Here is a 22,011-nt window from a genome sequence, read left to right as displayed (position 1 = left end):
TTTGGCTTCAGACGCCTAGAGCAGATCCGGGTTTGACGGATCTGCTCTAGGCGCGCGCAACCTGAACGCTCTGGCTGTTCTCGCCCAAAGCTCGGGCGGCCTTGTGCCCGGCATAGACCGCGGCGGCGATGGTCGCCGGGGCGTCGCAGTCGCCGATCCGCCTCAGGCTCTCGATGCCGGCGGCCCGCAGCGCGGCGGGGTCTGTCGCCAGCGCCCGGTAGAGCCCCTCGTCCGGCGTGCGGGCGGTCACCGGCACGACCGAGGCCGCCGGGCGGACCGCCCCGCGGCCTGTAAAGACGCAGGCGAGGCGGGCCTCGGCGCCGTCGAAGACCTCGAGAAAGTGGTTGGTCACGATCTCGACCCCGGCCTCGAGCAGCCGGGCGTTGGCGAAGTGGAGCTCCTCGGTGTACTGGCTCCACTGGCCAACCCGTCCCTCGGGGGTGACCAGGGTGACCGGATATCCGGCCTGTCGGAGGCCGAGCGCAAGCGCCGAACCCAGGTAGTAGTGGTCGTCGTCGTAGAGCAGGACCGGCCCGTCCGGGAGCCGCGGATCGGGCCAGCGCGCGAGGAGGTCGTCGGGTGACGCGACCTCGGGCCTCCCGGCGCCCTCGAAGGGCCGCTTCCGCCAGCGCCCGGTGCCGTCGCCGCGCCAGTTTGCGCCGGTCGCGACCAGGACGTGGTTGGCCTCGAAACCCAGGACGTCCTCGGCGGTGAGCCGGCTGTCGAGGTAGGTCGCGACGTTCGCCATCTGGCGGATCTGGCCGAGGCGCCAGTCGCGCACCCGGCCCCAGGCGGCGAGGCCGGGCAGGCGGCTCTCCCGCGTGACCCGGCCGCCCAGCTCGTCTCCGGCCTCGGCCAACGTGACCTGGTAGCCGCGCTGGCCGAGCGCCCGCGCCGCCTCGAGACCGGCCGGGCCGCCGCCGATCACCAGCACCGGGTCGGCGGTGCCGCCCGCAATCCTCTCGGGATGCCAGCCGCGGCGCCACTCCTCGCCCATGGCCGGGTTCTGGGTGCAGCGGATCGGCGCGCCCAGCGAGTTGTGGGCATAGCAGATGTTGCAGCCGATGCACTCGCGGATGTCTTCCAGACGCCCTTCTTCGATCTTCCTGGGCAGGAAGGGGTCGGCGATCGAGGGCCGGGCCGCACCGATCAGGTCGAGCACGCCGCGCGTGATCTGGCGCAGCATGGTATCGGGCGAGGTGAAGCGGCCGACGCCGACCACCGGCTTGGAGGTCAGGGTCTTGGCCGCCGCGATGGTCTCTTCCTGCGCCGCCTCTTCGACGAAGCGCGAACTGCCCATCTCGATGCTGTAGTCGTCGACCGTGAGGTCCCAGAGATCGGGCAACTCGGCGAGCAGCGCCAGCAGGTCGCGCGACTCTGCCGGTTCCAGGATCGCGCCGCCACCCTCGGCGGCGAGCGAGAAGCGGCAGGCGACGGCGCAGGCGCCGTCGACCGCTTCGCGCGTTTCCTCCAGCAGCTCGCGCACCAGGCGGGCGCGGTTCTCCAGCGAGCCGCCGTATTCGTCGCTCCGCGTGTTGCTGCGCGACGAGAGGAACTCGCTAAGAAGATAACCGTGCGCGGCGTAGACGTAGACGATGTCGAAGCCGGCCCGGCGGGCGCGCCGGGCCGCCGCGCCCTGCCAGCGGCGCAGGTCGGCGAGGTCGCTCTTGTCCATCGGCCGGCTCTGGACCGGCACGTGGGGCGCCGGCCGGCTCAGCGCGCCGAAGCCCGGTTCCCGGCTGGTCAGGTTGGCGGCCCGGCTGCCGCCGTGCCACAGCTCGACGCCGGCCAGCGCGCCCTGTTCGTGCACCGCCTCGGCCATCAGCGCCTGGGCCGCAACGTCCTCGTCGCTCCAGAGGCGGGCGTAGGGATAACCGTCGTCGTCGGACGAGGGGTGGATCGAGCAGTACTCGGTGCAGACCACGCCCCAGCCGCCCTCGGCTTTGACGCCGCGCATGGCCGCCAGCATCTCCGGCCGGCGGTAGCCCATGCCCGAGCAGTGGGGCACCTGATAGAAGCGGTTGGGCGCGGTGACCGGGCCGATCTTCACCGGCTCGAACAGGACGTCGTAGCGCGGATCACGCATGGCCGTTGCCGGCCGCCGCCATCTCCCGGTTGCGCTCGGCCATGGTGCCGGGCGCGGGCGCCTGGCGCAGGTTGAGCACGGGCAGCTCCCGGCGCAGCCGGTCGTGACAGGCCCTGACCGCGACCTCGGTGTCGGACAGCACGATGTCCTCGAAGGCGCTCGAGCGGTAGCCTTCCCAGGCCCACTTGATCAGCTGGACGTCCTCGTCGGTGGTCAGGCGGTTGATCCTCAGGCTGAGGTAGCGCGCGGCCCGGATCTCGCGCCGCTCGTCGGGCAGGCCGTAATAGCACCCGGTCAAGGTGCAGCGACGGCTGTTGACCGGGAACATCTGGTAGAAGTCGACCATCTCCGGATACAGCGAGATCACCAGGTTGGGGAAGACGCCGTAATAGATCCAGGCCCGGCGGTGGTGCGCCGGCAGCTCTTCCATCTCGGGCAGGACCTTCATGTAGTGGCGCACGCTCCACAGCTTAGCCGGCTTGTCGCCGAAGGTGCCGATGGAGCGGACGAGGCCGCTGGGCAGCACCTCGTCCTTGTAGGTATGGCCGTAGAGGTCGTTCAGGCTGGGGTGTGCGATGGGCACGTGATAGCCCTCGTTATCGACGTCGAGCGCCGCCTTCCAGTCGACATCGAGGCCGTCATACCAGCGCGGGGCCAGCGGCTTCATCTCTACGACGCGGCGCGCCGCCATCTCTTCGTCGATCGACGCCAGCATCTCGGCGACCGCAGGCCCCCCGCCCTTGAAGCGGACGAAGACCAGGCCGTGCCAGATTTCGTGCTCCAGCGGCTTGAGGCCGTGGCGCGTCTTGTCGAGGTCGCCGAAGGTGTCCGCCATGGGCAGACCGCGCAGCTTGCCGTCGAGGTCGTAGGTCCAGCCGTGGAACGGGCAGGTGATGACCCGGCCGCAGTGACCACTGGCCTCGGCGACGACCCGCGAGCCGCGGTGGCGGCAGAGGTTGTGGAACGCGCGGACGATCCCGTCGCGGCCCCGCACGACGAGCGCCCGCTCGTCGGCGACGTCGAGCGTCATGAAGTCGCCCGGCTCGGGCACCTCGTTGACGTGGCCGACGAACAGCCAGTTGCGGCGGAAGATCACCTCCTTCTCCAGCGCGGTCAGCTCTTCGCTGTCGTAGGCCCAGGTCGGCAGGCCGCCGCGTTTCTCGAGCACGGGGGACGGGGTTGCCAAGGAGTCCATGGCCGAAATCCTCTCGCTGGGTTGCAACAAGGCTAGTGTGCCAGGACTCCGCACCGCAGTCCAGAAAATTGATTGAACAGTTAGTCAATTTTCTGGTATAAAGCCATCATAAACCTGGAAAATAATCGTGACTTTAGAAGATACCGTAGATCAAACAGGCGGGGTGAGCGAGAGGCGCGCCCGCTCGCGCGCTCTGCGCCGGCGGCAGCTGATCGCCGCGACAATCGATTCGATCAACCGGAACGGCTTCGCCGAGACCACGCTCGCCTCGGTCGCCAGGATCGCTGGCGTCTCCCAGGCCAGCGTCGTGTTCCACTTCAAGACCAAGGACGCGCTGCTGGTGGCCACGCTCCGCTTCCTCTCGGAGGAATACCAGGCCGCCTGGACGGCCGCGCTGGCCGCGGCGCCGGCCGATCCGATCCGGCGGATCTGCGCCCTGGCCGCGGCCGACTTCGAGCCTGAGCTGGTCACCCGCAAGAAAATCGCCGTCTGGCAGGCCTTCTGGGCCGAGGCCAAGTCGCGGCCGACCTACATGCGGATCTGCGGCGAGCGCGACGCGGAGCGCTCCGCCGTCATGAACGCCGCCTGCGCCGAGGCGCTCCGGGACCTCGGCCGCGGCGGCGAGTCGGCCGAGGACCTCGCCGCCGCGATCGACAGCCTGAGCGACGGCCTCTGGCAGCGGCTGCTGGCGGATTACCGCAGCTTCACCCGGCGCGACGCGCTGCGCGTCGTCTTCGCTCAGCTCAAGGCGAACTTCCCCGAGCATGGGGTCGCCATCGACGCGGCGGCCGGGGCGGGCCGGGCCGGCGTCACCAAAGGGTCAAAAAGCGGGTGAGATTTCCGAGCCCTGGGCTTACGATACAGGCTGGGCGCAACGAGACCGGGACGCGAAGGTCCTGGCGAGGGGGCGAGACGCCTGAACAGGGAGAAGGAAATCGATGAGCATGCAGGCACGCTTTTTCAGATCCGTCCTCGCCGGGGCGGCGGCCCTCGCCTTGGCCGCATCCGCCGCCGCGGCCGAGGACAAGGTCCTCCACGTCTACAACTGGGTGGACTACATCGGCGAGACGACGATCGCGGACTTCGAGAAGGAGACCGGGATCAAGGTCGTCTACGACACCTACGACTCCTCCGAGACGGTCGACGCCAAGCTCATGGCCGGGCGCTCGGGCTACGACGTGGTGATCCACGCCGCGTCCTTCATTCCGCGGCTGATCAAGGCCGGCGCCTTCGAGGAGCTCGACCGCGGCAGGCTGGCCAACTACAAGAACATGGATCCCGCGATCCTCGAAGTGCTCGCGGGCTACGACGAGGGCAATGCGACCGCAGTGCCCTACATGTGGGGCACGACGGGGATTTCCTACAACGTCGACCTGGTGAAAAAGCACCTGCCCGACGCGCCGATCGGCTCCGCCGACATGATCTTCAAGCCCGAATACATGTCCAAGCTGGCCGAGTGCGGCGTCACCTTCCTCGACGACCCCTCCTCGGTCATTCCCATGGCGCTGGCCTATCTGGGGCTCGACCCGAACTCCACGAACAAGAGCGACTACAAGAAGGTTGCCGAGCTGCTCAGCGCCGTGCGCCCCTACATCCGTACCTTCGATTCCTCCAATTACCTGAACGCCCTGCCGAACGAGGAGATCTGCGTCGCCATGACCTGGTCGGGCGACTACGCGGTCGCCGCGGGCCGCGCCGAGGAAGCCGGCAAAGAGGTCAACCTGGCCTACTTCATGCCCAACGAGGGCTCTGTCGTCTGGTTCGATGTCTGGGTCGTGCCCAAGGACGCGCCGCACAAGGAGGCCGCCTACAAGTGGCTCGACTATATGATGCGGCCCGAGGTGATCGCCGGCGCGACCAACTACACTTGGTACGCCAACGCCAATACGGCGGCGAAGGAGTTCATCGAGCCGGATATCTTGGGCGACCCGGCGGTCTATCCGCCAGAGGAAGCGCAGAAGAGCATGTTCTCCAACAAGCCCCTGCCGCAGAAGGCCAACCGTACCCGGACCCGGACCTGGAGCCGGATCAAGACCGGGCAGTAACCGATGAGGGCGAGGCCGCCGGCGGGGACCGGCGGCCTCGCCGTAACGAGAGCCTACGTGGACACCCAAGATCCGCGGGGCCGAACAGGAACGAGGGGGTGGCATGGAGCAACAGCGGACGGCCGACCTCGCCGAACGTCCCTGGCTCGACCCCAGGGCCGAGCCCTTCATTCACGTTCAGGGGGTGCTGAAACGCTTCGGCGAGTTTACCGCGGTCGACAACGTCGATCTCAAGATCTACCGCGGCGAGCTCTTCTGCCTGCTCGGCGGCTCGGGCTGCGGCAAGACCACCCTGCTGCGCATGCTGGCCGGATTCGAGACGCCGACCGCGGGGCGCATCTTCATCGACGGCGATGACATGACCGGGATGCCGCCCTACGAGCGGCCGGTCAACATGATGTTCCAGTCCTACGCGCTCTTCCCCCACATGACCGTGGAGAAGAACGTCGGCTACGGATTGAAGCGCGACGGCCTGCCCCAGGCCGAGATCGCCGACCGGGTCGCCGCCATGCTCGACCTGGTGCAGCTCACGCCCTTCGCCAAGCGCCGGCCGCACCAGCTCTCCGGCGGGCAGCGCCAGCGGGTCGCGCTCGCCCGCTCGCTGGTCAAGCAGCCCAAGGTGCTGCTGCTCGACGAGCCGCTCGGCGCGCTCGACAAGAAGCTGCGCGAGCAGACCCAGTTCGAGCTGATGGCGATCCAGGAGCGGCTCGGCGTCACCTTCGTGGTGGTGACCCACGACCAGGAAGAGGCCATGACCCTCTCGACCCGGATCGCCGTCATGGACCGGGGCAAGATCGTCCAGACTGGGACGCCGACCGACGTCTACGAGTTCCCCGAGACCCGATTCACCGCCGACTTCATCGGCTCGATCAACCTCTTCGAGGGCGTCGTCACCGAGGCGGACGACCGGCAACTCGTGGTCAGGAGTGACGACCTCGGCTGCGAGTTCCTGGTCGACCGCAACGAGGGTTATCGCGTGAGCGAGCCGGTTTGCGTCGCGGTGCGGCCCGAGAAGATCCGCATCGAGAACGCAAGCAAGGCCGAGGCGGGGCGCAACGCCGTCAAGGGCGTGGTCCAGGACATGGGCTATCTCGGCAACCAGTCGATCTTCCGGGTGCGCACCGAGAGCGGCCACTTCATCAAGGTCATGCACCAGAACACGGTGCGCGCCGCCGAGGACGACCGGAGCGTCGATTGGGACGACGAGGTTCTGCTGTCGTGGCAGCCCGCGAGCCTGGTGGTGCTGACCCAATGACGGCGCTGCAGGAAGAGCTTGCGGCCACCGGCGAAAGGCAGGCTTCCGACACAAGCAAGCGGCTGCTGCGCTGGCTCGACCGCCGGCTGCTGGCCGGCTGGCAGCGCCTCGTCATCCTGGTTCCCTATCTCTGGCTGCTGCTGTTCTTCCTGATTCCCTTCGCGATCGTCCTGAAGATCAGCCTGGCCGGCTACGCCGAGGCCATGCCGCCCTTCACGCCGCTCCTCACCTGGGCCGACGACGGCGTGCTCCAGCTCCAGCTGGTGTTCGAGAATTTCGGTTACCTCTTCGAGGACGACCTCTACTGGAAGACCTACCTGAACTCGATCAAGCTGGCCGGGATCTCGACTCTGCTCTGCCTGCTGGTCGGCTATCCCATGGCCTACTACATCGCGAAGCAGGAAGGCGCCTACCGCAACGTTCTGTTGCTGCTGATAATCCTGCCGTTCTGGACGTCGTTCCTGCTGAGGATCTACGCCTGGATCGGCATCCTCAACAACCGCGGCTACATCAACGAGCTGCTGATCTGGCTCGGCGTGATCGACCAGCCGATCATCATGATGCAGACCGAATTCGCGATCTACATCGGCATCGTCTATTCCTACCTGCCCTTCATGATCCTGCCGCTCTACGCCAACCTGGAGAAGCTCGACCACAGCCTGCTCGAGGCAGCCGCCGACCTGGGCGCCCGGCCGGTCACCACCTTCGCGACCGTCACCCTGCCGCTCTCCATGCCCGGGATCATCGCCGGCTCCATGCTGGTCTTCATTCCCGCCACCGGCGAGTACGTCATCCCGCAGCTGCTCGGCGGGCCGGACTCCCTGATGATCGGGCGGGTCATGTTCGACGAGTTCTTCATCAACCGCGACTGGCCGGTCGCCTCGGCCGTGGCCACGGCCCTGCTGATCGTCCTGGTGCTGCCGATCATGGTCTACCAGCACTACCAGGTGAAGGAGGCCGGCAAATGAGGCGGAACCGCAGCGAGACCTTCCTGTTGACGGTGACCTGCTTCGCCTTCGCCTTCCTCTACGTGCCGATCCTGCTGCTGATCTTCTATTCCTTCAACGATTCCCGCCTGGTGACGGTCTGGGGCGGCTTCTCCACCAAGTGGTACTTCTCGCTGTGGGAGAACGACCTGATCATCGCGGCGATCCTGCTCAGCCTCCGGATCGCCGTGGTCTCGGCCAGCATCGCCGTGATCATGGGCACGCTGGCCGGAATCGCCCTCAGCCGTTTCGGGCGCTTCCGCGGCCGCATGATGATGACCGGCATGGTGACCGCGCCCCTGGTCATGCCCGAGGTGATCACCGGCCTCTCCCTGCTGCTGCTGTTCATCTCGCTCGAGGCCATGATCGGCTGGCCCGAGGGCCGCGGCGTCACCACGATCACCATCGCCCACATCACCTTCTCAATGGCCTACGTCGCGGTGATCGTGCAGTCGCGCCTCTCGGGCATGGACGAATCGCTCGAGGAGGCGGCCATGGACCTGGGTGCCAAGCCGCCGCGGGTCATGTTCGACATCACCATCCCGCTGCTGGCGCCGGCGATGGTCTCGGGCTGGCTGCTCGCCTTCACCCTCTCGCTCGACGACCTGGTGATCGCCAGCTTCGTCTCGGGCCCCGGCTCCAGCACCCTTCCCATGGTGATCTATTCCAAGGTGAAGCTGGGTGTGACGCCCGACATCAACGCGCTCGCCACGATCATCATCGTCACCGTGACCCTGGGCGTGATCGGCGCCGGCATCCTGATCAACAGCCACGACAAGCGCCGCAAGCGCGAGGAGCAGATGGCCTACGCCACGGCCCTCGAAGAGGGGACTTGAGCGCGCCTGAATCCCGGCCGCAGCGACGTTGACGATCTGGTAACGCTACACCTGACATAAGACCCTGATCCTCGACGGTCCCCGGAGGGGAGTCGCCGGAACCCCTTACGAGAAGGACAGGATGCTCTTCGAGGCGCGCAGGTTGCTAAGCTTGGCCGCCGTCGCGGCTCTGTCGGCGGGCCTCCTGGCCGGTGGGCCGGCGTCGAGGGCCTCGGCCCAGCTGGGCGCAGAGGTCGAGATTGCCGTCGACCAGATCGCCTTCTATGCCGACATGGTGGTCAACTTCGACGCCATGGAGGTGCGCATCGCCGATCCTGACGGCACCCTCGTCGTCGACGTCCGCTCGCTGGGTGACCCGGTCACCTGGGGTCCCTCGGCGCTCGACCTCGACGGTCTCTACCGCTACGAGGTCGCGGTGATCTCGATCGATCCCTCGGTCGCGGGAGCCGATGCGGCGGAGGCCCGCAAGTTCGTGGTCAGGCGGAAAGGCACTTTCGAGGTGATCGACGGCGCCATCGCCGTGGACATCGAGGCGGACTCGTTGCGCTAGAGCAGATCCGGGTTCGAAGAAATCGCGGGAGCGATCCATCAGACCCGGTGAATCTGCTCTAAACCGATGATTTAGACCGAAGAGACCGCCGCTCCCTCCGCATTGAGAGGCACGCCGCCGGCGGCCAGCAACTCGCGCAGGGCGACGATCGCCGGAAAGATCTCCTGGTTCCAGTCCGCGCCTTGGGCGTCGTGGGCCTGCTGCTCCAGCTCCACGATCCACTTGTCTTCCTTGAAGATGCCTTCGGTGAACCATGTGATGAAGGGCCACAGCAGGTGGATCAGGCCGGGGATCGGCGGCTTCTGCACCATGATCATGCCGAAGGTGTGGTTGACCCGCTGCACCTTGTCGACCGGGATGTAGACGTTCCACAGGTCGAGCGCCGGCTCGTCGCTGCCCGCGGTCCAGAACTTCAGGCTCTGATAGGGATACTCGGTGCGAATCGTCATCAGGTCGCGGCGCTTGCGCGCTTCTTCGCCGTGCCGCTTGTGGGTGATGAACCACTCGCCCAGGGACTGCTTGCCGCTGACCCGGTCGAAGCTGTAGTCGGCCTCGACCCAGTTCGCGCCGCTGCGCTTGTCCAGGTAGATCGTCTTGATCCCGCCCATCAGGCGCCGGTGCAGGAACTGATGGTTCATGTCCATCAGGTTTTCGTGCATGAAGGAGTAGTGGCAGTCGACCCGGCGATCGAGGTAGCGCGTCTTGTACTTGGGATCGCTCCAGGTCGGGATCTCGGGGAAGGCGGTGCTTTCGGCCTTCGCCTGATCGCCCGGGAACACGAAAATCAGACCGTAGGCCTCGCGGCAGGGATAGCTGCGCACGCCGTTGGGCTTGGAGCGGCACTTGCCGAGATAGGGCACGCTGATGCAGCGCCCCGCGGCGTTGTAGGTCCAGCCGTGGTAGCCGCAGCGAACCCCCTCGTCGCAGACAACGCCGTTGTGCAGGGGCACCTGCCGGTGGGCGCAACGGTCCTCGAGCGCGAAGCAGACGCCGTCCTTGCCGCGGACCAGCAGGATCGGCTCGCCGGCGAAGTGGACGCCGAGCATCTTGCCGGGCTTGAGATGCTGCGCGCGGGCGACGGGATACCAGAAATCAGGATGGAGACCGGTCCGCCTGAGGTCGACGACGGGCGCATCGCCCGCCTCGACGCGCGGCGCGCGCTCGAACATAACTGACATGCCTGCGTGGCCCTCTTGGTTGCGATTTTTCGTTTAAGGAGCCCGCTCGCCGAGAACCGACCGCAGGAACGCCCCCCCCTCTCTCTCGTTACGAGAGAACTAGCACGCGCGGTCAGTTGTTGGAAGCCGAGCGCAGAGCAACCAACGGGATAGAGCCGGCTTGCCCCGAATTTGACCCGGGCTCACAGCCGGCGGGCGACGATGCGAAGCCCGCCGAGGCGACCGCCGCTGAACAGCTCGGCGACCGCCGTATAGAAATCGTCGAGGCCGGCAACGGTCTCCGCGCCGTGGAGCTGGGTCTGCCGGTCGCGGTCGGCGCGGAAGGCCCTGAGCCGCTCGAGCACGAAGCGGGCCCAGCTGTCGGTCATGTCCACCATGTCGATCGCCAGGAAGCCGGCGCGGTGCAGCTGATCGATGTACTCACGCCAGGTCGGCAGGTAGCTGCAGTAGACCTTGTCCGAGAGCACCCGCCATTCCGCCTCGGTCAGCAGTTCGCGCTGGTAGTAGTCCTCGATGAAGAGCGCGCCGCGCGGGCGCAGCGCCTCGCGGCAGCGGGTCAGGAGCGGCCGGCGCTTGGCGATATGCAGGAACACCAGGAAGGCCGTGATGGCGTCGTAGCCGCCGATCTCCAGCCCGTGGCTCAGGACGTCGCCGCAGAGGTGCTCGATCCGCTCGTCGAGGCCGCAGCGCCGGGTCAGCTCGGCGCCGGTCGCGCTTAAGTCGGGCTGCAGCTCGAGCGCGGTCACCCGGCAGCCCGCCAGCGACGCCATGGTGCGGGCCGGGCCACCGATGCCGGCCCCGACCTCGAGTACGCGCGACTCCGGCCCGAGATCGAGTAGCCCGATCGCCTGCTTGACCGCCTCGACGCCGTGATAGTGGTACTGGTCGAAGCGGCTCAGCAGGTCCGCGCTTAAGGGGTCGTCCGGGCCGTGGCCCAGCGCCGCCAGCTCGGCGTGGATACGCTCGACCTTGCGGTAGAGGCCCATGGCCTTGATCGCCGCGGTCTCGGCCGCGTCCTTGGAGGTGCAGGGTTTGCCCGGGGTCATGCGCCACGCTCCCGCTCGGTGAGAATACGGTCGAACTCCTCCAACTGGGCGAAAGCGCGGCCGTAGACGCTGTCGGAGGGATAGCGGCCCTCGGCGTCGGCCTCGCCCGCCGGCACGCCGGTGAACAGCTCGATCGCCTGCTCCACGGTTTCGACGCTCCAGACCTGAAAACGGCCCTCGGCGACCGCCTCGGCGATCTCGTCGGGCAGCACGAGGTTGACCTCGTTGGCCGCCGGCACGACGACCCCCTGGGTTCCGGACAGGCCACCCGACTCGACGCAGGCCCGGAAGAAGCCCGCCACCTTGTGCCGCACGCCGCCGACCGCCTGGGACTGGCCGCGCTGATTGACCGAGCCGGTGATCGCCAGGTCCTGGCGCAGCGGTATCGCCGCGAGGTCGGAGAGCACGGCGAGCAGCTCCGCCATCGAGGCGGAGTCGCCCTCGACCCCGCCGTAGCTCTGCTCGAAGGTGATCGAGCAGTTGAAGGAGAGCGGGATCCGCCGGGCGAAATGGCCGGCCAGAAAGCCCTGCAGGACCATGGCACCCTTCTGCTGGATCGGGCCGCCGAGGGCGACGTCGCGCTCGATGTTGATGATGCCGCGCCGGCCGATGAAGGCGCGCGCCGTGATCCGCGCCGGCGAGCCGAAGCTGTGGTCGCCCAGGCTGCGCACGGTCAGGCCGTTGACCTGCCCGATCACGCTGCCCGCCGTGTCGATCAGGATCGTGCCGCGGGCGATCTCCTCCTGCACGCGATCCTCCGTGCGGGCGTTGCGGTGGCGCCGCCGCGCCTGCGCCGCCGCCACGAGTTCCGCGGTGACCTTCCTTTCCTGCTTCTTGCCTTTCTGCTCGGCCAGCTCGACCGCCTCGTTCAGGACGTCTTCGATCCACTCGAAGCTGGCGGTCAGCTTGTCGCGCCGGTCGGCAAGGAGCGCCGCCAGGCCGAGCAGCCGGGCCACCGCGCCCTCGTCGCAGGTCACCGCGCCGCGCGCGGCGGCAAGCTCGCGGATCAGCGCCCCGAGACAGGCCAGGTTGTCCGGGTCGGCCGCCATGTCGCCGTCGATGTCGGCCTTGACCTTGAAGTGGGTCTGGAACTCGGAGTCGACCGAGAAGAAGGTGTAGTACCAGCGCGGCGCGCCGACGATGACCACCTTGACGTCCAGCGGGATTGCCTTGGGCCGCGGCGCCTCGCTCATCGGCACGCTGCCGCTGCGGTGCAGCTCCTGCAGCAGGATGGTCCTGTCGCGCAGCGCGCCCTTGAGCGGCTCCCAGGCGAAGGGCGACATGGCCAGCGCCTCTGCCCTCAGGACCAGGACGCCGCCGTTGGCGCGGTGCAGCGCGCCCGAGCGGACCATGGAGAAGTCGGTCTCCAGCCCGCCGCCGGCGGCGGCCCGGTACTCGATGCGGCCGAACAGGTTCTGATATGTCGGGTTGGCCTCGACCACCACGGGCGGGTTTTCGGCGTCGGCGTTGTCAACCAGCAGGTTGACGGCGTAGCGCCGCTCCGGCGGCTCCCTGGCCGCGCCCCGCTCCTCGTCGGGCATGAAGATGTCCAGGTGGTCCATCAAGTCGACGCGCATCTCGACCAGCCAGCGGATCAGGCTGGTGTAGGACTGGAACTCCGCCGCCAAGTTGTCGAGCAGGCCGCCGACCGCGCTCTCCGCGACTTGGCGGTTGGCCTCCTTGGCCCAGGTCAGGAACTCGCCCTGGCGCTTGGCCGCCCAGCGGTTGATCTCGCCGAGGTCGCGCTTGATCGCCTCGGCGGACTCCTCGAGCGGCTGGCGCCGCTCCGGCTCCAGGTCGTCGAGGTCGATCGGCTCGCCCGCCTCGTTGACCGCGACCAGGCGCAGGCCCTGGGCGCCCGGGACCAGCTGCAGGCCGGCCTGCTGCGCCTGCAGCTTGAGCCGGTCGAGCCGCTGCATGATCTCGCGCTGCACCGCCTCGCTCTGGGCGCGGATCTGGGCCTGGTGCTCTTCGCTGTTCAGCTCGCGGGTCAGCGCCTCGCGCACCTGCGGCACCAGCTCGGCCACGCTGTCCCGGAAGCGCGCGCCGACGCCGGCGGGCAGCCGGTAGGGCTTGGGCCGGTGGGGCCGCCGGAAGTTGTTGAGATAGAGCCAGTCGCAGGGCCGGTCGCCGCCGGCCACGGCCTCGTGCAGGAAAGCCAGGGTCGCCGACATGCGGTTGCTGCGGTCCTCGCCGACCACGAAGATGTTGAAGCCGGGCTCGTCGGTGCCGAGTCCGAACTCCAGCGCCTCCTTGGCCCGGCGGTGACTGGACAGGCCGAAGACGTTGGCCGAGCCCGAGGGTGGCACCGCGAAGCTCGGCAGGCCGAGGGCTTCCGCCGGAACCTGCTTGGCTTTCGTCTGGGTCTGTGGCGCGTCGGAGCCGGGCATCACTCGCAATGGGGTCGAAACCTCTGCCATCCTGCCGCGAAGTGAAAGCCCGAGGCAAGCCGCATCGGGCGGCGCGGGCAGGCAGAGCAACGAGGCCTTCAGCTATTCGATTTAGACATTAAAGTCCCGCATTGGGGAACTGGACGAGGACGAGGGATGAGACTTGCTGTCTGCGCCTGGCTGTTGGCGGCGGCGCTCTGCGTGACCGGACCCGCCCTGAGCCAGGAGGATGAAGGCCGAGCCCAGGCGCAGCCCGCCGACGAGAGCAGCGGCGAGGAAGGGACGCGCGAGGACGACGCCCTCGAAGACGGGACGGTGCAGGACGAGAGTCCGGCAGCGCGCGGGCTGGAGGAGAAGCCGCTCTGGGAGGTCGGCGTCGTGGGCGGGGGCGGCTGGTTGCCCGACTATCCGGCCGCCGACGAGAACCACGTACGCGGGATCGCCCTGCCTTATCTCGTCTATCGCGGCGACTTCTTCAGGTCTGGCGACGGCAGCGGGCCACGCGGCCTCCTCGTCGACGTCCCCTGGCTCGAGCTCAACATTGGCCTGGACGCCTCCTTCCCGGTCGACTCGAGCGACAACGACGCGCGCGAGGGCATGGATGACCTCGACTATCTGCTCGAGGCCGGCCCCAAGCTCATCGTGAAACTGCTCTACGACGATCCGATCAACGATCTCGATCTTTCGCTCGCGACGCGGGGCGTCATCTCGACCGACATATCCAGCAACTACCGCTACCAGGGGGTGACCGTGAACCCGGCGGTGACCATTCGGCGCAACGACCTGTTCGGCGTGGACCTGCGCGGCAGCGCGTCGCTGGGCGCCACTTTCGGCTCGGAACGCTTCAACGAGTACTTCTACGAAGTTCGCGACCGGGACGTCCGGCCGGATCGTGAGCGCTTTAGCGCCGACGCCGGCTATGTCGGCAGCGAGCTTAGCCTCGGCCTGTCCTGGGGCCCCACCGATCGGATTCGGCTCTTCGGCGGCACCCAGATCGGCATCTGGAAGGGCGCCGAGAACGAAGACAGCCCACTGTTCCGGGACAACGTAACCTTTGCCGTAGGGGGCGGTCTGCGCTGGTCGTTCTTTGTCAGCGAACGCAAGGTCTGGCGCTAAGCGAACCCGAGAACCACCCAAGCACCATGGACCAAGGCCAAACCTCGACCCGGCTTCCGGGCGCCTCCGCCTCGGCCCGGATGCTCGCCTTTGCTCGCGGTCCTCTCGCTTGGCGTTACGCCGCCTCGCTGCAGGTCTGAGGGGTGAGAAAAACCTCGATCAGGCAGGCGCCGACGATCAGCGCGGCGCCGGCCCACTCGACCGCCGAGAGGCGCTCCTCGGGAAGGAACAGGCTGGCGGTCAGGACCGCGGTCAGCACTTCGGACATCATGAGGAGCCCGACCCGCCCGGGAAAGAGGAACTTCTGGGCCCAGAACAAGAGGATGACCGCCGGCAGAAAGGCGAGCAGGGACATCAGCCCGGCGGCCGGCAGCGCCGCGGTCAAGAGGTCAAGCGCCGGCACCTGGGCGATGCCGGCGGCCTGGATCAGGATAATCGCCGCAAGGCCGGTGATCAGGAACTGGAACATCGTCATGCCGGCCAGCGGCACCTGGTCGTAGTGCTTGATCATGGCCGCGCCCAGGGCCCAGAACACACCTGACAGCAGGGCGAAGAGATCGCCCACGTTGAGCGGAACCAAGCCGCCGCCCGAGACCAGCAGCAGCAAACCGCTCAAGCCGGCACCGATCGCCGCCCAGCGCTGCGAGCCGGCGCGCTCGCCGAGCCAGAAGATGCCGATCAGGGTGGCCCAGACCGGGGTCAGATAGAACAGCAGGGTGGCGCGCACCACGGAGGAATAGATCAGCCCCGACGCATAGAGCGCCAAGCCGAGCCCGGTCAGGATGCCGATCGCCAACGCCTGGCCCATGTGCGCCCGGTGACGCCCCCAAGCGAGCAGCACGAGCGGCAGCAGCGCCACACCGGCCGGCAGATTCAAGAGCGCGACCCCCCAGCCGCCGCTGATGCCCTGGCCCTCCAGATAGCGCAGGGGGATCCAGTAGAGCCCCCAGAGCGCGGCAGAGAAAAACACCACGCTGGAGGCGAAGCCTTGGCTGGGAGGATTGAACCGCATGGCCCCGGAACTCCTGATGGTAGGCGCCGAGGAATTAAGATAAACTTCAGGTCTAGCGCCTTCCCTGCACCCTTCACAATATCCAAGAGTCTGGTTTTACTCCGCTTGCGATCTTCGCAAAATTCATTTGATCTGCATCAAGAAGTTAGTTTATCTAAATTGTCAAAATGTCCGATTGGCTGCCCTCCCTCAACGCCTTGCGGGCTTTCGAGGCGCTCGCCCGGCACCTGAGCTACCAGGCCGCCGCCGAGGAGCTGAAGGTCACGCCGGCCGCCGTCAAGCAGCTGGTCGCAAAGCTCGAAGCGGCCATGGGCGCGCGCCTGGTCGAGCGCCGGGGCCGCGGGCTTGCCTTGACGCCGCGCGGCCGGGCCGGACGCGATGATCTGGGCGCGGCAATGGACCACCTGGCCGCCGCGGTGCGCAGGATGCGCGGGCCGCGGAGGGAGCAGCGGCTGATCGTCACGGTCGAGGCCTCCTTCGCCTCCACCTGGCTGGCACCGAAGCTCGCCGGCTTTCACGCCCTCCATCCCAAGGTCAGCGTGCTGGTCGACTCCTCGCCCGAGATCGTCGACTTGGCGCGCAGCGAGGCCGACATCGCGATTCGCTACGGGGTCGCGCCCGACCGCGAGCTGGTGGTCCGGCGCATCTTCGACGACCGGGTCTTTCCCGCCTGCTCGCCCGCCTTGGCCGCCGGCCCGCCGGCCTTGAGGCGCCTGGACGACCTCGAGGCGGTGACCCTGATCCACTTCGACATCAGAGACCAGCCGTGGGCGACCGCGACTGAAAAGTGGTTCACCTGGAAGAACTGGCTGGCCCATGTCGGCGCCGGGCGCTTGGCGACGGACGACGGCCTGCATTTCAACGACTACGGCCAAGGAATCCAGGCCGCGATCGCCGGCCAAGGCGTGGCGCTCGCGAGCGGGCCGATCCTGCGCGACCAAATCACCGCCGGCCTGCTGGTTCGGCCCTTCGCCGAGGAGATCGCGCTGGACATCGGCTACGACGTGGTGACCACCCGCCAGGCCGCCGAGCGCCCAGAGGTCGCCGCCTTCATCGCCTGGATTCTCGAAGAGGCCGTGGCTGCGGAGTGAGACCGCGCGCAGCGCGCGTCCCTCATGGCTGAGCACGATCCGGCCGTGATTCCAATCTTGGTTCGGCCCGGCGAAACAGATTGAAGGCCTCTTGTCGCTGTTCCTCGAGATGCCTGTTGAAGAGCTTGTTCGCCTTGGTGTCAGGAAGCGACTTCCATTCGTCGCTTTGCTCCGCCATGTCTTCGGCAAGCATCCAAGGATGCAGATAGCTCTTCCCGGCAAGCGGCCAAAGAGCCGCCAACTGCTTGTCGCTGACGATCCCCTCGAGTCGCCAGAGCTTGCTGTTGTCGACGATGACATAGTCGATTTTCGCCCGGTCGAGGATCCTGGCTTCCTCGGCGTTCGTTAGATCTGCGGTTTGACTCAAGGCCTTCCTGAAGTCGCGTACCTTGTCGATCCTCTTGTCCGCCAGCTTCGCCAACTTGTCGGTCGAGATGCCGTCTTTCACCAGACGCTCCATCACCGGCTTCGATAGGATGTAGCTGGCCTCTCGATAGACCTGCTGGTTGAAGACGTTCTGCAGGAAGAACAGACACACGAAGCAGACCAAGCAGGCGACCAGCGGCGTTGTGACCCAGCCGGAGGATATGTTGAGCAGGACCCGCCACTTGATGCCCCGTCCCCCTTTGAGCAGGGCTATGCCGATTACCGCGCCGACCACGGCCTGCGAGCTGGATACGGGCACCAGGGGAATTGTCGGCAGGCCGGAGCTCGCCAGGAAGTGCTCCAGCCCGCGGGAAGCGAAGAGAAACAGCACGATCGAGTGGGCCACGACGACGACCCAGGCGCCCACCGGTGAAAGCGGGAACAGGTCGCCGCCGACCGTCAGCATGACCCTCTTCGAGTAGGTGAAGACCCCGACCGCTATAGCGATCGCACCGAGCAGGAAAAGTTGCTGGACAGCGCTGAAACTGGCAATCCCGCCGACGTTGAACGAGGTGAAGGGATTGGCGGAAACGAAAACGCCCATGACATTGGCAATATTGTTGGCGCCCAGGGCGAACGACCCGAAGGCTCCGGCCAGAATCAGGCCGAGCCGGGTGTAGGCATCCATCCGTACAATGTGCAGCCGGGCCCAACGTAGCAGCAGAGTTGTTAGCTTGTACAAGACCACGCCGATCACGCCGGCCAGGAGAGGGCACGCAACCCAAGTGCTGACAATCTTGATGAGTGAGCTCGTGTCCGTCTGGAAGCCGCTGAACAGGTTCCATCCGATGATTGCGCCAACGATGGCTTGGCTGGTGGAAACCGGCAATCCCAGCTTGGTCATCATGTAGACCGTGAGCGCCGCCGCGAAGGCGGCCATGAAGGAACCGCCGATGGCGTTGATCGCCCCAAGCTTGCCGAGCGTGTGCGCCGCCCCGGCGCCGCTGAGAACGGCTCCGAGGATCACGAAGATGCTGCAGATCAGTGCCGCCGTGCCAAACCTGACCATGCGCGTGCCGACCGCCGTTCCGAAGACGTTCGCGGCATCGTTGGCGCCCAGCGACCAGCCCAGAAACAGGCCGCTGCACAGGAAGATGAAGATTGTCGCGTCCATCTCAGGTGTTCCGAGAGCCCACGGTCATTTTCAGGCAGGCTTCTAGGTGGCTCGCTTGATGGAATAGATCGAAAGTTCGTCGGCGACGTCCTCGGCGATATCGGCGATCCAGACAATTCTCTCCGCGAAGAACCGAAGATGGATCTTGTTCGGCAGGGGCAGATCGCTGGCGAAGATTTCACTTCTCAGTTTCGTGACCAGCTTGTCCGACTCCGCCTCGTAGTAGAGGACCTTGTGCATGTGGTCCTTGATGGCTGGCGCATCCCTGAAGAACGCCCTCGACGCCAGGGTCAGCGTGTCGACAGCGGCACAAGACAGATCGGCTAGTTCCTGATAGGAGCCGCGGAACGCCTCGGGAATGTCCGGAACTTCGGTTTCGAAGTACCAGAGGGCTTCTTCGAGCTTGTTGATGATGCTATCCAGCGACGTGAGCAGGTTGAGGATGTCGCCTCGAGCGTCGGGCATGAGCGTCTCGGCATACATGTCCGTCAGGATCTTCCGGCGCAAATCGTCGCCGCGGGACTCCAAGTCCGAAATCTGACGCCGCTTCTCTATGAAGCGATCCGTTCCGCCCTCCTGGAGGTACAGCGCCAGGGCCTGCTTGAACGTCAGGCTCGCATCGCCCAGGACGTCATGAAACTCGTCGATCTCGTGCTCGAGCTGTTTTGTGCGGCCAAAGAGGCTGATTGGCATGTTTCGTCCACCCGTTACGGCCTTTCAGCGCTTTCGCACGTGACCGTAGTTTTATTGTGGATTTGCCACGCACCGTAGCACGCATTGGTGTTCTTCGGTCAAATCGAGTGGCAGAGAGTTCGCGGCCTCAGGACGCCCGCACCACCTCGACTTCGTCCTCGGGCGTCTCGGGCTCGTCCCGCTCGGCCTGCTGGCGCCGCCACATCTCGGCGTAGCGGCCGGCCTTGGCGAGCAGGGCCTCGTGACGGCCGCGCTCGACAATGCGCCCGGCCTCGAGCACCAGGATCTCGTCGGCCTCGACCACGGTCGAGAGGCGGTGGGCGATCACCAGGGTGGTCCGTTCCGCCGAGACCTCCTTGAGGCTCTGCTGGATCTCCCGCTCGGTCTTGCTGTCGAGCGAGGAGGTCGCCTCGTCGAACAGGAAGATGCTCGGCTGCTTCAGCAGCGTGCGGGCGATGGCGACGCGCTGCTTCTCGCCGCCGGAGAGCTTGAGGCCGCGCTCGCCCACGCGGGTCTCGTAGCCGTCGGGCAGGCCCTCGACGAAGTCGTGGATGCGCGCCAGGCGCGCCGCCGCGACCACCTCGTCCGGGCCGGCCGCGGGCCGGCCGTAGCCGATGTTGTAGCCGACCGTGTCGTTGAACAGCACGGTGTCCTGGGGAACGATGCCGATCGCCGCGCGCAGCGAGTCCGGCGTCACCTCGCGCAGGTCCTGGCCGTCGAGCGTGATGCGGCCCCCGGTCACGTCGTAGAAGCGGAACAGCAGGCGGCCGATGGTCGACTTGCCGGCGCCGCTCGGCCCGACGATGGCCACGGTCTTGCCCGCCGGCACGGTGAAGGAGACGTCCTTCAGGATCGGCCGGCGCGGATCGTAGCCGAAGTCGACGTGCTCGAAGGCCAGTGCGCCGCCGGAAAGCGCGAGCGGCGGCGCGCCGGGCCGGGCGGTCACCTCGGGCGCCACGTCGAGCAGGTCGAACATGGTCTCCATGTCGACCAGGGACTGCTTGATCTCGCGGTAGACCGTGCCCAGCAGGTTGAGCGGCATGGCGACCTGGATCAGGTAGGCGTTGACCATCACGAAGTCGCCCACGGTCATGGTGCCGCCCACGACGCCGAGGCCGGCCAGCACCATGATCGCGGTCATGCCGGTCGAGATGATGACCGTCTGGCCGGTGTTGAGCGCCGAGAGGCTGACCCGCGAGCGCACCGCCGCGCGCTCGTAGTCCTGCAGGCCGCGGTCGTAGCGCTCGGCCTCGTGCGCCTCGTTGCCGAAGTACTTGACCGTCTCGAAGTTGAGCAGCGAGTCGATGGCCCGCGTGTTGGCCGCGCTGTCGGCCTCGTTCATGGCCCGGCGGTAGGCGATGCGGAGCTCGGTCAGGCGGAAGGTGAAGGCGACGAAGCCGGTGATCGCCAGCAGGGTGATGCCGGCGAAGCGCCAGTCGAACAGCCACCAGAGGATGCCGCAGACCAGGAGGATCTCGAGCAGGGTCGGCACGATGCTGAACAGCACGAAGGACAGCAGGAACTCGATCCCCTTGGTGCCCCGCTCGACCGCGCGCGACAGGCCGCCGGTCTGGCGGTCCAGGTGGAAGCGCAGCGACAGCGCGTGGAGGTGGCGGAAGGTCGCCAGCGCCGCGTGGCGTATGGCGTGCTGCGCCACCCGGGCGAAGACCGCGTCGCGCAGCTCGCCGAAGGCGATCGCGCCGACCCGGGCCGCGCCGTAGGCGAGCAGCAGGGCGAGCGGCAGGACGATCAGCCCCGCGTCCTCGGGCGAGAGCGAGTCGACCGCCTCGCGCAGGAAGACCGGCACGGTGACGTTGGTCAGCTTGGCCGCGACCAGCAGCGCGATGGCCAGCACCACCCGGAAGCGCAGGCCCGGACGGCCCTGGGGCCAGAGGTAGGGCAGGAGGCGCCGCAGCGTGCGCGCCTGCTTGCTCAGCTGGAAGTCGCCGGGATCGATGGTCGTGGGTCGCATGGGCGGCAGTCTAGCCCGCATTCCTCACACTCTCCATGGCCTGCGTCGCGCCCAGGGGGTCGTCCGGCAAGGAGAAGGCCGAAAAGCGTAGCCGAAGCTACGGTTGAGGCCTTCGACGCCGCCGGCGACCGTCTGGGCGCGACCCTTCGGGCGACGCTGTGCTGGCGACAGGCGGCGTCAAGCCGCTTGCCCGATGCGACGGCATCGCGCTGCACGACTTTTCTGGCCTGTCGGCAGCAAAGCGCCGCGCAGACCGTGGAGAGTGTGAGGAATGCGGGCCCGGCGCCAAACGCCTAGCCTTACAGCGCAAATCGGGCGAGTGTTGCGGCCCGATTCCACGCAGCGACAGGGAGTGACGGATGATCCAGCAGGCTTCGGACCCCTCCAAGCTGGGCTTCGACCCCGACCGCCTCGCCCGTTTCCGACCCTGGATGCAGCGCTGGGTCGATCAGGGGAAGTATCCCGGGGCGCAGGTGCTGATCGCCCGGCGCGGCGAGGTCGCGTTCCGCGACTGCGTCGGCCTCTGCGACCTCGAGGCCGGCAGGCCGTGGCAGCAGGACACCCTGGTGCGGATCTATTCCATGACCAAGCCGGTCGCCTCGGTGGCCCTGCTGATGCTCTACGAGGACGCGCTCTGCCATTTGGACACGCCGGTCGACGAGTTCCTGCCGGAACTGGCCGACCGCCAGGTCCTGGTGTCCGGCGCGGTCGCGATCGACCAGGTGCAGCCCGCCGGGACGCGCCTGACGCTGCACCATCTGCTGACCCATACCTCGGGCTTCACCTACGGCTTCAACGAGGGCCTGCTGCCCAAGGCGATGCGCGACCGGGGGGTCAACTTCTCCGACAAGACCGGCGACCTGGCGGCCATGGTCGGGAAGCTTTCGGCCCTGCCGCTCGCCTTCGAGCCGGGCAGGCGCTGGAACTACGGCGTCTCGACCGACGTGATCGGCCGGGTGGTCGAGGTCATCTCGGGCCGGCCGCTCGACCGCTTCCTGGCCGAGCGGATCTTCGAGCCCC

At 67.3% G+C, this 22,011-nt stretch carries 18 protein-coding genes; 9 read left to right on the top strand and 9 right to left on the bottom strand.

Annotation, left to right across the window (positions count from 1 at the left end):
• Positions 1–46: 46 nt before the first annotated feature.
• Positions 47–2,086 (bottom strand): FAD-dependent oxidoreductase, encoded by a 2,040-nt coding sequence (locus QNJ67_15250; GenBank protein ID MDJ0610332.1) that lies wholly within the window; start codon positions 2,084–2,086, stop codon positions 47–49.
• The gene (locus tag QNJ67_15245) at positions 2,079–3,281 is read right to left on the bottom strand and encodes an aromatic ring-hydroxylating dioxygenase subunit alpha (GenBank protein MDJ0610331.1); all 1,203 of its coding nucleotides are present in this window, start codon (positions 3,279–3,281) and stop codon (positions 2,079–2,081) included. Before QNJ67_15245 ends, QNJ67_15250 begins: the two co-directional genes overlap by 8 nt.
• Positions 3,282–3,444: 163 nt before the next feature.
• Here QNJ67_15245 and QNJ67_15240 point away from each other — a divergent pair, with 163 nt between their 5' ends.
• From QNJ67_15240 to QNJ67_15215, 6 genes are all read left to right on the top strand, one after another.
• The gene (locus tag QNJ67_15240) at positions 3,445–4,116 is read left to right on the top strand and encodes a TetR family transcriptional regulator C-terminal domain-containing protein (GenBank protein ID MDJ0610330.1); all 672 of its coding nucleotides are present in this window, start codon (positions 3,445–3,447) and stop codon (positions 4,114–4,116) included.
• Positions 4,117–4,219: 103 nt separating this feature from the next.
• Positions 4,220–5,326 carry a polyamine ABC transporter substrate-binding protein gene (locus tag QNJ67_15235; protein ID MDJ0610329.1) on the top strand — a complete coding sequence of 369 codons (1,107 nt, stop codon included), beginning with the start codon at positions 4,220–4,222 and terminating at the stop codon, positions 5,324–5,326.
• A 103-nt stretch (positions 5,327–5,429) separates the two neighbouring features.
• Positions 5,430–6,581, top strand: a complete 1,152-nt coding sequence (locus QNJ67_15230) for an ABC transporter ATP-binding protein (protein MDJ0610328.1) — start codon at positions 5,430–5,432, stop codon at positions 6,579–6,581.
• The gene (locus QNJ67_15225; GenBank protein MDJ0610327.1) at positions 6,578–7,549 is read left to right on the top strand and encodes an ABC transporter permease subunit; all 972 of its coding nucleotides are present in this window, start codon (positions 6,578–6,580) and stop codon (positions 7,547–7,549) included. The genes QNJ67_15230 and QNJ67_15225 overlap by 4 nt, the downstream gene beginning before the upstream one ends.
• Entirely contained in the window at positions 7,546–8,403 is an 858-nt protein-coding gene (locus tag QNJ67_15220) for an ABC transporter permease subunit (GenBank protein MDJ0610326.1), read from the top strand. Before QNJ67_15225 ends, QNJ67_15220 begins: the two co-directional genes overlap by 4 nt.
• A gap of 121 nt (positions 8,404–8,524) precedes the next feature.
• The gene (locus tag QNJ67_15215) at positions 8,525–8,953 is read left to right on the top strand and encodes a hypothetical protein (protein ID MDJ0610325.1); all 429 of its coding nucleotides are present in this window, start codon (positions 8,525–8,527) and stop codon (positions 8,951–8,953) included.
• 71 nt (positions 8,954–9,024) lie between these two features.
• On the opposite strand, the gene QNJ67_15210 is transcribed toward QNJ67_15215, so the two are convergent.
• The 3 genes from QNJ67_15210 to QNJ67_15200 all read right to left on the bottom strand — a co-directional run bounded on the left by QNJ67_15210 (position 9,025) and on the right by QNJ67_15200 (position 13,567).
• Positions 9,025–10,131, bottom strand: coding sequence for an aromatic ring-hydroxylating dioxygenase subunit alpha (locus QNJ67_15210; GenBank protein MDJ0610324.1), 1,107 nt, complete (start codon positions 10,129–10,131; stop codon positions 9,025–9,027).
• Positions 10,132–10,313: 182 nt separating this feature from the next.
• Positions 10,314–11,177 (bottom strand): class I SAM-dependent methyltransferase, encoded by an 864-nt coding sequence (locus QNJ67_15205; protein ID MDJ0610323.1) that lies wholly within the window; start codon positions 11,175–11,177, stop codon positions 10,314–10,316.
• Positions 11,174–13,567: an ATP-binding protein gene (locus QNJ67_15200; GenBank protein ID MDJ0610322.1), complete on the bottom strand. Its 2,394-nt coding sequence runs from the start codon at positions 13,565–13,567 to the stop codon at positions 11,174–11,176. The genes QNJ67_15205 and QNJ67_15200 overlap by 4 nt, the downstream gene beginning before the upstream one ends.
• A gap of 156 nt (positions 13,568–13,723) precedes the next feature.
• Here QNJ67_15200 and QNJ67_15195 point away from each other — a divergent pair, with 156 nt between their 5' ends.
• Entirely contained in the window at positions 13,724–14,683 is a 960-nt protein-coding gene (locus QNJ67_15195) for a MipA/OmpV family protein (protein ID MDJ0610321.1), read from the top strand.
• 115 nt (positions 14,684–14,798) lie between these two features.
• On the opposite strand, the gene QNJ67_15190 is transcribed toward QNJ67_15195, so the two are convergent.
• Positions 14,799–15,695, bottom strand: a complete 897-nt coding sequence (locus tag QNJ67_15190; protein ID MDJ0610320.1) for a DMT family transporter — start codon at positions 15,693–15,695, stop codon at positions 14,799–14,801.
• Positions 15,696–15,862: 167 nt separating this feature from the next.
• Between QNJ67_15190 and QNJ67_15185 the strand changes: the two genes are divergently transcribed.
• Positions 15,863–16,786: a LysR substrate-binding domain-containing protein gene (locus QNJ67_15185; GenBank protein ID MDJ0610319.1), complete on the top strand. Its 924-nt coding sequence runs from the start codon at positions 15,863–15,865 to the stop codon at positions 16,784–16,786.
• Between the two features lie 22 nt (positions 16,787–16,808).
• On the opposite strand, the gene QNJ67_15180 is transcribed toward QNJ67_15185, so the two are convergent.
• The 3 genes from QNJ67_15180 to QNJ67_15170 form a co-directional block, all read right to left on the bottom strand.
• Positions 16,809–18,326 (bottom strand): inorganic phosphate transporter, encoded by a 1,518-nt coding sequence (locus tag QNJ67_15180; protein ID MDJ0610318.1) that lies wholly within the window; start codon positions 18,324–18,326, stop codon positions 16,809–16,811.
• 42 nt (positions 18,327–18,368) lie between these two features.
• Entirely contained in the window at positions 18,369–19,019 is a 651-nt protein-coding gene (locus QNJ67_15175) for a DUF47 family protein (protein ID MDJ0610317.1), read from the bottom strand.
• Positions 19,020–19,146: 127 nt separating this feature from the next.
• Positions 19,147–20,991 carry an ABC transporter ATP-binding protein/permease gene (locus QNJ67_15170; protein MDJ0610316.1) on the bottom strand — a complete coding sequence of 615 codons (1,845 nt, stop codon included), beginning with the start codon at positions 20,989–20,991 and terminating at the stop codon, positions 19,147–19,149.
• Between the two features lie 359 nt (positions 20,992–21,350).
• Here QNJ67_15170 and QNJ67_15165 point away from each other — a divergent pair.
• The coding region (locus tag QNJ67_15165) for a serine hydrolase domain-containing protein (protein MDJ0610315.1) at positions 21,351–22,011 on the top strand (661 nt) is incomplete at its 3' end.

The sequence above is a fragment of the Kiloniellales bacterium genome (assembly GCA_030064845.1).
GTDB lineage: Bacteria > Pseudomonadota > Alphaproteobacteria > Kiloniellales > JAKSDN01 > JASJEC01.
The sequence above is the reverse complement of the archived record's forward strand: the minus strand, read 5'-3'. Positions and strand labels throughout refer to the sequence as shown.